The 10,216-nt window shown below is 57.0% G+C and carries 11 protein-coding genes; 8 read left to right on the forward strand and 3 right to left on the reverse strand.

Annotation, left to right across the window (positions count from 1 at the left end; genetic code table 11):
- Nucleotides 1-141: 141 nt before the first annotated feature.
- Nucleotides 142-897 carry an SDR family NAD(P)-dependent oxidoreductase gene (locus tag L901_RS08300; protein ID WP_059755414.1) on the reverse strand — a complete coding sequence of 252 codons (756 nt, stop codon included), beginning with the start codon at nt 895-897 and terminating at the stop codon, nt 142-144.
- Nucleotides 898-1,340: 443 nt separating this feature from the next.
- Here L901_RS08300 and L901_RS08305 point away from each other — a divergent pair, with 443 nt between their 5' ends.
- The 3 genes from L901_RS08305 (at nt 1,341) to L901_RS08315 (ending at nt 4,051) form a co-directional block, all read left to right on the forward strand.
- Entirely contained in the window at nt 1,341-2,189 is an 849-nt protein-coding gene (locus L901_RS08305) for an MBL fold metallo-hydrolase (RefSeq protein ID WP_059755417.1), read from the forward strand.
- A gap of 166 nt (nt 2,190-2,355) precedes the next feature.
- Nucleotides 2,356-2,823, forward strand: a complete 468-nt coding sequence (locus L901_RS08310) for a heme-degrading domain-containing protein (protein WP_059755484.1) — start codon at nt 2,356-2,358, stop codon at nt 2,821-2,823.
- A gap of 445 nt (nt 2,824-3,268) precedes the next feature.
- Nucleotides 3,269-4,051, forward strand: coding sequence for a carboxymuconolactone decarboxylase family protein (locus L901_RS08315; protein ID WP_059755487.1), 783 nt, complete (start codon nt 3,269-3,271; stop codon nt 4,049-4,051).
- Between the two features lie 72 nt (nt 4,052-4,123).
- On the opposite strand, the gene L901_RS08320 is transcribed toward L901_RS08315, so the two are convergent.
- The gene (locus tag L901_RS08320) at nt 4,124-5,017 is read right to left on the reverse strand and encodes a LysR family transcriptional regulator (protein WP_059755421.1); all 894 of its coding nucleotides are present in this window, start codon (nt 5,015-5,017) and stop codon (nt 4,124-4,126) included.
- A 122-nt stretch (nt 5,018-5,139) separates the two neighbouring features.
- Here L901_RS08320 and L901_RS08325 point away from each other — a divergent pair, with 122 nt between their 5' ends.
- The 5 genes from L901_RS08325 (at nt 5,140) to L901_RS08345 (ending at nt 9,495) form a co-directional block, all read left to right on the forward strand.
- A complete protein-coding gene (locus L901_RS08325) occupies nt 5,140-6,330 on the forward strand; it encodes an arabinose transporter (RefSeq protein ID WP_059755423.1) in 1,191 nt (396 codons plus the stop codon).
- Between the two features lie 534 nt (nt 6,331-6,864).
- On the forward strand, nt 6,865-7,323 hold the full coding sequence (locus tag L901_RS08330; protein WP_059755426.1) for a cupin domain-containing protein: 459 nt from the start codon (nt 6,865-6,867) through the stop codon (nt 7,321-7,323).
- Between the two features lie 41 nt (nt 7,324-7,364).
- Nucleotides 7,365-7,877, forward strand: coding sequence for a DUF6152 family protein (locus L901_RS08335; protein WP_147401491.1), 513 nt, complete (start codon nt 7,365-7,367; stop codon nt 7,875-7,877).
- Nucleotides 7,878-7,943: 66 nt separating this feature from the next.
- Nucleotides 7,944-8,444 (forward strand): hypothetical protein, encoded by a 501-nt coding sequence (locus tag L901_RS08340; RefSeq protein WP_197419704.1) that lies wholly within the window; start codon nt 7,944-7,946, stop codon nt 8,442-8,444.
- A gap of 736 nt (nt 8,445-9,180) precedes the next feature.
- The gene (locus tag L901_RS08345; RefSeq protein ID WP_059755430.1) at nt 9,181-9,495 is read left to right on the forward strand and encodes a LysR substrate-binding domain-containing protein; all 315 of its coding nucleotides are present in this window, start codon (nt 9,181-9,183) and stop codon (nt 9,493-9,495) included.
- Between the two features lie 178 nt (nt 9,496-9,673).
- Here L901_RS08345 and L901_RS08350 read toward each other — a convergent pair.
- The coding region (locus tag L901_RS08350) for an ATP-dependent Zn protease (RefSeq protein WP_059755432.1) at nt 9,674-10,216 on the reverse strand (543 nt) is incomplete at its 5' end.

The following is a 10,216-nucleotide window of genomic DNA, read 5'->3' on the forward strand; positions in this document are numbered from 1 at the left end:
TGGCGACCCATCCAGACGTAGCTGCGCCTCACCACGCCCGGCGCGCTCCACCGGACGTTTTGTAACCATGCTTCATCATCAGGATGTGCTCGCATCGATCAGCGAATACGTGACCCGAGAAGAAGTTCGCATTATTCCTAGTTACAGGCAGGCGGTCTGGCCGCCATCTACCGATACGACAGCGCCCGTCATGAAGCTCGCGTCATCCGTAAGCAGGAATATGATGACGGCGGCAATCTCCTCTGGTTCCCCTATGCGGCCGATCGGGTGGGCGGCGTTGATGCGCGCAACAGCCTCAGGGTCCTGGAGCATATATTCAACCAGCGGCGTCTTGGTCATACCAGGAGCGACAGCATTAACCCTGATTCCCAGAGGTCCGAGTTCTGGCGACATCGATTTGGTGATACCCGATACGGCAAACTTCGATGCCACATAGGGCAATCGATTGGGGACGCCCATGACGCCTGCACCTGAGGAGATGTTGACTATTGCTCTTGGGCCATGATCGTCCCGAACAGCACGAACGAAAGCCTGGCACATGTTGACTGTTCCGCCCAGATTCACGCCCATAACGCGTTCAAGCTTCTCGGGCTCAACGTCCACAATGTTGGCCACACCTGTGATACCCGCGCAGTTTATCAGACCGTTCAGCGAGCCAAACCGGGCGCGGGTCTCGCTCGCCAGCGTCAGGGCTGCGACTTGATCGCATACATCGGCGACCGCTGGCACAACCCGCGCGCTGTTGTCGAATTCCGAGACGATCTTATGGACAGCGGCCTCAGTCACGTCGACAGCAACGACATTTGCGCCTTCAGCATAGAGCCGTCGTACGCATGCGGCTCCGATGCCGCTTCCTGCGCCGGTTACAATTACAGTCCGGCCGTCAAATCGATGCATGTCTTCCTCCTGCGCGCGGCATTCTTGCGCCGCATTTGATTTGCGATCGACGCCCAATGATAGTGTCGCTCATGGCCTCCATGTCGTTCGCTTGGCCGAACTGTATTCGGTCCCACCTTACAATTGTCAACGCGCTGGCCTTGCAGCTCCATCGAACATCATGAAGGATTGGCGGCCTTTCTGTAAAAAACATAATTCTTTCAGATAGATATGAAACAAAACAACATATAACTTTGAGTTATATCATCAGGGCTGACATTGAGAGCCCATCTCATGGCAGCGATGCTTGCATGCATAAGCGTTCAGTGGAAGCGCTCAATGCGGCCTCAGGCGAGCGCACTGCTGCCGGGGCTATTAAAGTTCTTATAGCGTCGAGTTGATGGTGGCGGGTTTTTCATGAAAACTTCGCGTAGAGGGCTCTACTATCGAAGGACTATTCAAACATGCGAAAAGCCATTTCGAGAAAAAAATCAGACCCCTCTCTCTTTCGGACAATCCAACTCGGCGATACTTTGGCGCACATCGTCTCGGCGGGCTTACTAGACATCGGTAGTCCTGGCCGGGCATTTACACTGCCCGAGCCAAGCTCGTTGGATGCGACTAGAAACCTTTTCGTCGATCAGAACGTGTTGGTTTTTGAGTGCAAAAACCGGATAGCGATCTTTGAAACCGGTGTGGAAGATATTTCGGGAGGCGGACCCAATCTCCTCACCCGGACGCTCGCAACTGCCGGATTCTCCGCAAACGCGATAAATGCAGTCATACCGACGCATCCCCACCTCGATCATATTGGTGGGCTCATGACTCCTGCTGGCAATCACATGTTTCCCAATGCGTCCATACATCTTCACCCGTTCGATGTAAGCTTTTGGCTATCCGACGATCGACTCGGCACCCGATCAGAGCGGTCTGCCCTAGTCGCTCGGCGACAGTTGACGCCGAACCTTGGGCGGCTCGTATTCCACACCGATGAGGATGAGACCTTCCCGGGAGTTATCGCGATGCACACTCCGGGCCACACGGTAGGCCACACCAGCTTTGTTGTTGGAACGGGCCGATCCGCACTCTTTGTTGTCGGGGATCTTGTTCATCACGAATGTCAGTTGGCGTTCCCCTCAATGACGATGCTTTTCGATACCGACCGCGAACAAGGTGTCGATACTCGCATCAAGATTCTGCGCTATTTGGCCGACAAGGCAATTCCCGCGCTGTTTTATCACCTACCTTTCCCAGGCGTCGGCTATGTCGAGAGAGCGGGTGAAGCGTTTCGTTTTGTGCCGCTTGGTGAATGATGGTCTCAACACGGCCTTGTCGTAGCTGGCTAAACCCACTCAACGCTTTCCAAGGCGATAAAACTCCACTTACCGGCAAGACTGACTCTGGATTATGCTGGAGGAGATTTATCGTATTGCCGGGCCAAGGACAGAACCCGACGTTCATGAAAAGAGGATCGCTAACATGACAGAACAAACACCTTCTTTGGCGGTCTTGGCCGAAGAGCAAAAGTCGCTAGAACTGACGAAATTCAACTACGAGCTCGCCTGGGAATTAGGAAAGCAAATTCGCGAAAGGGCATATAAGGACAAGTTGCCGGTGGCCATCGAAGTTCGCCATGGCATGGATGTTGTTTTTGCGACCCTTGTCGGCGGCGCAACGATTGACAATTTCGACTGGACTCGCCGGAAATGCGCAGCCGTTCATCGTTTTCACCGTAGCTCACTGCAGCTCAGACTCGAGGCCGAGGAGGGCGGTTATGACTTCAATCAAAAATTCAAACTTCCGCCGGCCGATTATGTCGCAAGCGGCGGAGGCGTTCCTTTGATACTAAAGGGTGGAACGCTAATCGGTGCCGTTGCAGTCAGCGGCCTTCCCAACGTCGAAGACCACAATTTGGTGGTTACCGTGCTCAAGGAGCTATTGTCGTAAATCATAGATGGAAGCAATCGACCGGACGTTGCGTCCTTTACAGCAACGCCGGTTTTTTTGGAGGCTCCGTCCCTCACTCAAAACCGAAACAGGTCATGCAAGGCGACCTAACGATCGCCTGCATACATCGTGATGAGGCACCAGAAAAAGATTCGAACCTTCGACCAGCTGATCTGCTCATCAATATATAGTTGCGATGTTGTTTCGATTTTCAACCACGCTGAATTTCATAGCGGGGGGACGACGGTCAACTCTCCGTAAAGCAGTTCGATGGCGAGGGTGTTTCTCAATTAACCTTGGTCACTTCCAGCTCTAAGCAGACGTCGTGTCTTAAAATTCCGACTTATGCGTCAACCCGATAAGTCCTATGAACAATCGACTTCTAATCTCGCCGGCGATCGAAACCTATCCTTTTTGGGTGGACAACCATCAGAAGGATAGGATCATGAAACACCTTGCTGCAGCCACCCTGACAATTGCCACCCTTTCCGCCGAACCGACAACAGCGCAGCAGCCTTTCAGCCCGACGCGCTCCACCGTCGCTTCATCGGAAACCATCAACAAGGTGGCTCCCGCGCTCGGACGCTACGAAAAAGAAGACGTAATCGAGGGGCTGTGGAAGCGACCGCAGCTCTCGCCCCGAGATCGGAGCGTCGTGACACTCGCGATCCTCGTTGCACGCAGCCAGACGGCCGATCTGCCGCACTACATCAATGTCGCACTCGACAGCGGCGTGACGCCGAAAGAAGTCTCCGAGATCATCACGCACCTCGCGTTCTATGCAGGCTGGACGAACGCAATGTCGGCGGTGGCGATAGCCGGGGAAGTCTTTACAGAGCGAAACATCGGTGAGGATCAATTACCCGCCGCAACGCCGGATTTCCTGCCGCTGAACGAAGAAGGTGAAGCGGCGCGCCAGAAGTCGGTTGCAGGTCTTTTGGGTGGGGCGTCCCCTGGGCTAACCGACTTCACGACCGACCCACTATTTCGAGACGTCTGGCTTCGTCCAGACCTCTCGCCCCGTGACAGAAGCCTTGTCACCATCTCGTCGCTCATGGCGAACGGTCAGGTAGCTCAGCTAGCGGGACATCTCAATAGGGCGCTCAACAACGGCTTGACACCCGAACAGGCTGGTGAAGTCGTCACTCAGGTCGCGTTCTACGCGGGATGGCCCAACGCGTTCTCCGCCGGACCGATAGTCGCAGAAGTCCTGAAAAGCCGCACTTGACAGCGGGGCACAAAGTGGGTCCGGGTATGCCGCAACTAAACATGCGGTTCGCGTTCCGTCTGAAAGGCTGTTTCAACCTCTTTCGCGCAAGGCGGCCAAAACGACCGAAAAGGCGGCGGATGGCTGGCGGCGGCTCGGATAGTAGATGTGGTACCCCGTCCAGGGCGGGGTCCAATCCTCAAGAACCCGCACAAGCCGGCCGGTTTTTAGCTCATCTTTGACCATGCCTTCAGGAAGGTAACAAAGCCCATAACCATCCAAGGCTACCGCAACGATCTGAGGACCCGTCGTGCAGGTAATCTGCCCCTCGACCCGAATCCTGACGTCCTGATGATCTTTCTCAAATTCCCAAACGTAATTTCCCCCATGGCTCGGTAGCTTGAGATTTATGCATTTGTGAGCCGTGAGGTCCTGTGGGACCAACGGTTTAGGACGATCAATAAAATACTCGGGTGACCCGAGCACTGCGTAGGCAATATCACCCGAAATACGGGTCGCGATCATACCTTTGGACACAGACTCTCCCAGCCTGATGCCAGCATCGAACTTCTCTGCCACGATGTCCGTGAAACCATAACTGGTTACGATCTCAACGTTGATATCGGGATATTTCCGAAGCGCCTTGGCGAGTTTCGGCCAGATGATATCCCTGATCGCATAGTCCATCGCCGTGAGACGTACGGTCCCCGCGGGTGTCTCCCTGAATTCAGTCACGGCCACCAGTTCCTGCTCGATCTCCTGGAACCTAGGCGTCAGGTTTTCCAGCAGCCGTTCGCCCGCGGCCGTTGGGTTGACGCTGCGGGTCGTTCTCGTGAGCAGACGAACGCCCATGCGCTCTTCCAACTGACGGACTGTATGACTGAGGGCGGACTGCGATACCCCGAGCTGGGCTGCTGCCCGCGTAAAACTCTTTTCCCGCGCCACGGCTAAGAAGAACAGGAGGTCGGCAACATTCTCTCGCAGCATATATAAGCGCCCTTCATAAGTCCTTGCTTGTTTTATCAGCTAATCAACTAAGAACCCAGCCCTTAGATTACACGGCAGATCACGATCTTGCGGGTTAGTCCGCGATCAGCGGAGTTCAACAGATGCCTTATAATGAATCTCATCTCGGACGTTCCGGCTCTTTGGCCATCGTCCTGCTGCCGATCATGGTAGCCGTGTTCACCGCCTTCCTGGCCATAGGATTGGCACTTCCTGTGCTCCCGTTACATGTTCACAATGGTCTTGGCCTTGGCGGGTTTGCGGTGGGAATTGTGGCGGGCGGACAATTTGCAGCCTCCCTCGTATCGAGGGTCTGGGCGGGAGGCTTCGCCGACGCGCGAGGCGGAAAGAACGCCGTCACGCTGGGTCTTGTTGGGGCAACGGTTGCGGGGCTACTCTACCTGCTTTCTCTCACACTGCTATCCAGCCCCACCGCATCTGTCACCGCTCTCCTCCTCGGCCGCGCCATTCTCGGCGGAGCGGAGAGCTTCATCATCACCGGAGCTGTCAGTTGGGGCCTTATCATTGGTGGACCTGCCAACACGGGCAAAGTCATCGCCTGGATCGGCACGGCGATGTATGCCGCCTTTGCTGTCGGCGCTCCGCTTGGAGGCTCGCTCTACGAGGCATACGGTTTTATCGCCATAGCCATCACAACCGCTGCCATCCCGTTTGTTACCCTCGCCATTGTTCTTCCTCAGGCATCGTTGACGTCTCACGCTCCGCAGAAGGCACCGATGGTGTCCGTACTCGGCGCAATCTGGCTTCCGGGTGTCGGCCTCGCGATGAGCAGTCTCGGGTTCGGCGCGATGATGACCTTTGCCTCGTTATTGTTTGCGGAGCGCGGCTGGACGCCTGTCTGGTTGGGGGTGAGCGCCTTTGCCGTGTCCTTTATCCTGGCCCGCATCTTCTTCGGCCACATTACCGACAAGCTGGGGGGCGCTCGGGTCGCGCTTGCCTGCCTCGCGATTGAGGCGATCGGGTTGGCGATGATCTGGCTCGCATCCACGGAGGTCATTGCATTCGCCGGCGCTGTCCTGACTGGCTTTGGATATTCCCTGGTTTATCCGGGCTTTGGTGTCGAAGCGGTCCAACGTGCCCCGGCCAAAGCCAAAGGCCTTGCGATGGGAACCTACACCGCCTTCCTTGACCTCGCGCTTGGAGTATCAAGCCCGATCCTTGGACTCCTCGCGGGCAAGGCCGGAACGGGCCGTGTGTTCCTCGTCAGTTCTGTTGTTGTCGCAGCCGCATCCCTCATTGCGATCCGCCTAAGGGCAACGCCTTCCAGCACCTGATCTATTGCTTCCACTCATAAGTCCATTCGTGGATCGCGGTCTAATACCTTGGCCGTTTTCGATTATCTCTAGGCTGACTCAGTCGCTGCCTGTCGATCAAGGAGACGAAACATGTGCAAGAATTGCAATGATCCGGAACATCTGATCGGGGTTGGGCGCCGCAGCGTTCTGCTCGGAGGAGCGTGAATCTCTTTCTATACCCCCTTTGGCAACCTTTGGCACGGTCATCATCAGCGCCCGCCATCGCCGAGGAAAACCTCGTGAAGTTTCCGGAAGGCTTTGAAGACAGGGTGCGCTACGTGACCGTCAACCGCGGTGACATCACGGAGGAACTCTTCACGAGCCGTGACCACCGATGGCGATTGGCAGTTCCAGTAGTTCAACCCCGACAATGCGGTGCGCGTCTCGGAAAATCTTGGACGCTGCCAGTCCCGCCGATCAATCGCAGTCGGGGAACGACTTTGTCTTCACCTACGGCTGCATAGCTACGAACTGACAAAGTTCATCTACCCAACGTTCAATAGGAGACGACCTATGAAGAAGATCATATTTACCGCCGCTCTTACCGCAATGAGCGGCCCCGCCGTCGCGGAAGGCATCCAGATTTCGGAAGCGAGTTCTCGAAAATCGGTTCTGGCGTCGCCGGACCAGTTCACAGGCACGGTGATTGTCGAATCCATGCTCGCAGCGAACGAACACAATGGACACAATACCGGACACGTGAGCTTCGCTCCGGGCGCACGCACGGCTTGGCATTCGCATCCGCGCGGGCAACTCCTCATTGTCACCGACGGTCTTGGCTGGGTTCAGGAGGATGGTGGCGAAAAACGTACCGTGAAGGCGGGCGACGTCGTCTGGTTCGCGCCAGGCGTTCGGCACTGGCACGGCGCAACCGACAACACGATGATGCGGCACATCGCACTCACCTACATGGAAAACGGTAACAACGTCGCATGGTCCGACCAGGTGACCGAGGAGCAATACCGGGATTGAGCGTCGGGCTTTCTCACAACAACACGTCAATGGGAGTAATCATGACGAAAAGCTTTATGACCAAAATGATCGCAACGGCCGCAGCGTTGGCGACAATCGGTATTGCGACGGTGGCAACCGCGCATCACGGATGGAACTCATTCGACACCAGCCGAGCCTTTTACGCGGTCGGCACGGTGATCAACGTGCGTTGGGGTAATCCCCATAGCGAGGTCCATCTCAAGGTCGACTCCACCGCGCTCCCTGCTGACTGGACATCGCGGGCCCTGCCTGAAGGAGCCAACGAAATCGACGGTAGGGCAACGATTGCGTCGGCCAGACCATATGATGGTGGACACGACGAGATCGAGCTCGTGCTAGCCGGGCCCGAATGGATGCAGCGCTGGGACCTGAACCGGCCGCTTGAGGCAGGTGAGAAAATCGAGGTTGTCGGATATCTTGGTTCTTCCGACAAGCAGGCTCTGCGACCCGTCATGTTCTGGCTCGCCAACGGTCAGGGCGTTTGGCAGCAACTGACCTCATTCCCGCAACGGCCGGAGCCGGTCCAGCAATAGTACACGTCGCCGTCGAATGCGAGTTCGGCGGCGACTCCACTCCTGCATCGGAGGCCAGGAACACAAATGGAAGCCGTTTCTCTATGGTTCCTTTCCACATTCGGGTGGATGGAACAGTCGCCTGTTGGACAAGCGGTGCGCACAAGGCCCTATCTTTACCCGACCCTTATGAGCCTTCATGTGCTGGGCATCGTGGTGATGCTCGGACCCGCATTGATGGTTGACCTCCGGCTACTTGGGTTAGGGCGACGAAGCATCAGCGTCACTACCACGATACGGCTCCTGCTCCCCATCTCTCATTTAGGTTTCGCAATCGTCGCAATCACCGGGTCGGCAATGTTCACGGGTCTCGTGTATATCATCTCAAAGAGCGCCGCGGCCCCTTGGAAATTCGGCCTTATTGCGTTGGCCGCAGTCAATATCCTCGTGTTTCACAAGGGGGTTTATCGAAAAGTCGAATGGTGGGACATCGACGCTGTCACTCCGTTCGGCGCGAAAGTTGCCGCATTGATCTCCATGCTGTCTTGGACGGGAGTTATTTTCGGTGGACGTTTCCTGTCTTACTGATTGAACCGTCGCTGATGGCTCTGCGACATAAACAGCCGCTGCACCGTATCCACCAAATGTCCGCTATAATGGCCCGGTTGACCGAACCTCCGAACTGACCGCATGAGCCGGTCTTCGACACAGCTCGGCCGCCGCATGCTGCGCGATATCCGTGCCGACAGGATTTCGCCCGCAGCCACGGCCAACTCTCTCACAAAGCGTTACGGCATGACGAGTCCCAGAAGCACATGATCGCAACCATGCAGGAAGCATGCCGTCAGCACGAGACGGAAAGCGGCAGGATGATCCAGAACATCGGGCTCGAGCAGGGTTTCCGGCGCGGCAGGCGTCGTTCGGAAAGGTGGTGCTCAACGCGGGGTGTTACCAACGGCGGCCGCCGATGATCGCGCCCGAGCAATCGCACCGCAACTGGATGCGCTGGACAGCAGTCTCGAGTTTTGAAGTTACGGTCGCGAACCATGCAGGGAACGGTTCACATCGCCGGGCCAGCCGAATTCGCCTCGGCTCAGCTCCTGCAAACAGTCGGGCCGCTTCAGATCGATGGGATCAAATTCCGGTTTCAAATGGGGAATCGGGAACGTGTCAGGTCGCTTCTCGATGAGGGAGCCGTCGATCTCGCTGTCACGATGTCCGTACCGGACAAGGCTGCTCCTTGTGGCGGCGCCGGAAATTCGTCAGCAGATCATGGGGCGAACGCTGATCGCGGCCATTCTCGGCGATCTGCCCTGTCTTGCTTATGCACGAGTTCATTCAGGCGGTCTTCGGCGAGACGCCGCCATATCAGGCCGTCATCGCCGCGCCGGATCTGCGGCTGCTTGCGAATTTCGTCCCGGCGGGAGCCGGATGGTCGGTCCTTCCGGACTATCTTACTGCCGACTATCTCGCTGCCGGCCACATGGTTGGACTTCCAACAGTACTCCCTGGCCCGGAAAACCTTCTATATCTCGTCTGGAACAAGGGCGCCTTGCGCCATTCCCGGATCGCCTATGTCCGAGACCATATTGTCGCTTCGGCACACCGGCTTCGTGCGGAGACGGGCTCAAATGCTTGACGCTACGCGAGTGAGATAGTCGATGAGCGCCCGCATCGCGGACGAAAGCCGCCGGTGCGGAGCGAAAATGATGGAAAAGGGTTTCGTCCGCTCGCGTGTGTGATCGAGGACCTCGACCAAGCGCCCCTGCACCATTCGATCGCGTACGATGATGTCATAGGTCTGGCAAAATGCAGCTTTAGGAAGACAGTTCACCGTCTGTCAGAATTTCCAGCACGGCCTGTTCATTCATCGCCTGGGCCTCGAACAGCGCCTTTGCGAGGGCATGGAAAGTCGGCCTGCGTCGTTTGAGGATCACCGCCGCCCGATCGAGCGCCGCCTCCAGCCGAGCATGAACGCGAGCGGCCAGGTCGACATCACGATCGAGGACGGCGCCCGGATCGCGATGGGGTCGATAGAGCAGCGGATGCTCGATTCCGAAGCCAAGCGTCCGCTCCATATCGAAGGCGAGCCGCGTGGCCCTCGCCAGATCACTGTCGTCGGCGCCTCCAGAACCGCTCGAGACACGTTTTAGCACCAGTTGCTCGGCAGCCCGCCCAGCCATCAGCATGGCCAGCATGTTTTCATACCAGTCACGGGTGTCGGTGGCCCAGACGTGGAAGCCGACGAGATTGTAGCCGCCCTGCCCGGTGTCGATATTGAGGCCGCGAACAGGCCCGAGATCAAGCGTATGATGAACGACCGCGTGACCCGCCTCGTGGAAGGCGAAGCGCCAACGGAG

Origin of the sequence: Agrobacterium sp. D14 (assembly GCF_001526505.1) — a bacterium.
In the GTDB taxonomy this organism is placed as follows: Bacteria; Pseudomonadota; Alphaproteobacteria; order Rhizobiales; family Rhizobiaceae; genus Agrobacterium; species Agrobacterium leguminum.

What these genes read in the sequence shown, in the direction of transcription:
- L901_RS08300 (WP_059755414.1), bottom strand. Translation starts at nt 897, where the DNA reads ATGCATCGATTTGACGGCCGGACTGTAATTGTAACCGGCGCAGGAAGC.
- L901_RS08305 (WP_059755417.1), top strand. Translation starts at nt 1,341, where the DNA reads ATGCGAAAAGCCATTTCGAGAAAAAAATCAGACCCCTCTCTCTTTCGG.
- L901_RS08310 (WP_059755484.1), top strand. Translation starts at nt 2,356, where the DNA reads ATGACAGAACAAACACCTTCTTTGGCGGTCTTGGCCGAAGAGCAAAAG.
- L901_RS08315 (WP_059755487.1), top strand. Translation starts at nt 3,269, where the DNA reads ATGAAACACCTTGCTGCAGCCACCCTGACAATTGCCACCCTTTCCGCC.
- L901_RS08320 (WP_059755421.1), bottom strand. Translation starts at nt 5,017, where the DNA reads ATGCTGCGAGAGAATGTTGCCGACCTCCTGTTCTTCTTAGCCGTGGCG.
- L901_RS08325 (WP_059755423.1), top strand. Translation starts at nt 5,140, where the DNA reads ATGCCTTATAATGAATCTCATCTCGGACGTTCCGGCTCTTTGGCCATC.
- L901_RS08330 (WP_059755426.1), top strand. Translation starts at nt 6,865, where the DNA reads ATGAAGAAGATCATATTTACCGCCGCTCTTACCGCAATGAGCGGCCCC.
- L901_RS08335 (WP_147401491.1), top strand. Translation starts at nt 7,365, where the DNA reads ATGACGAAAAGCTTTATGACCAAAATGATCGCAACGGCCGCAGCGTTG.
- L901_RS08340 (WP_197419704.1), top strand. Translation starts at nt 7,944, where the DNA reads ATGGAAGCCGTTTCTCTATGGTTCCTTTCCACATTCGGGTGGATGGAA.
- L901_RS08345 (WP_059755430.1), top strand. Translation starts at nt 9,181, where the DNA reads ATGCACGAGTTCATTCAGGCGGTCTTCGGCGAGACGCCGCCATATCAG.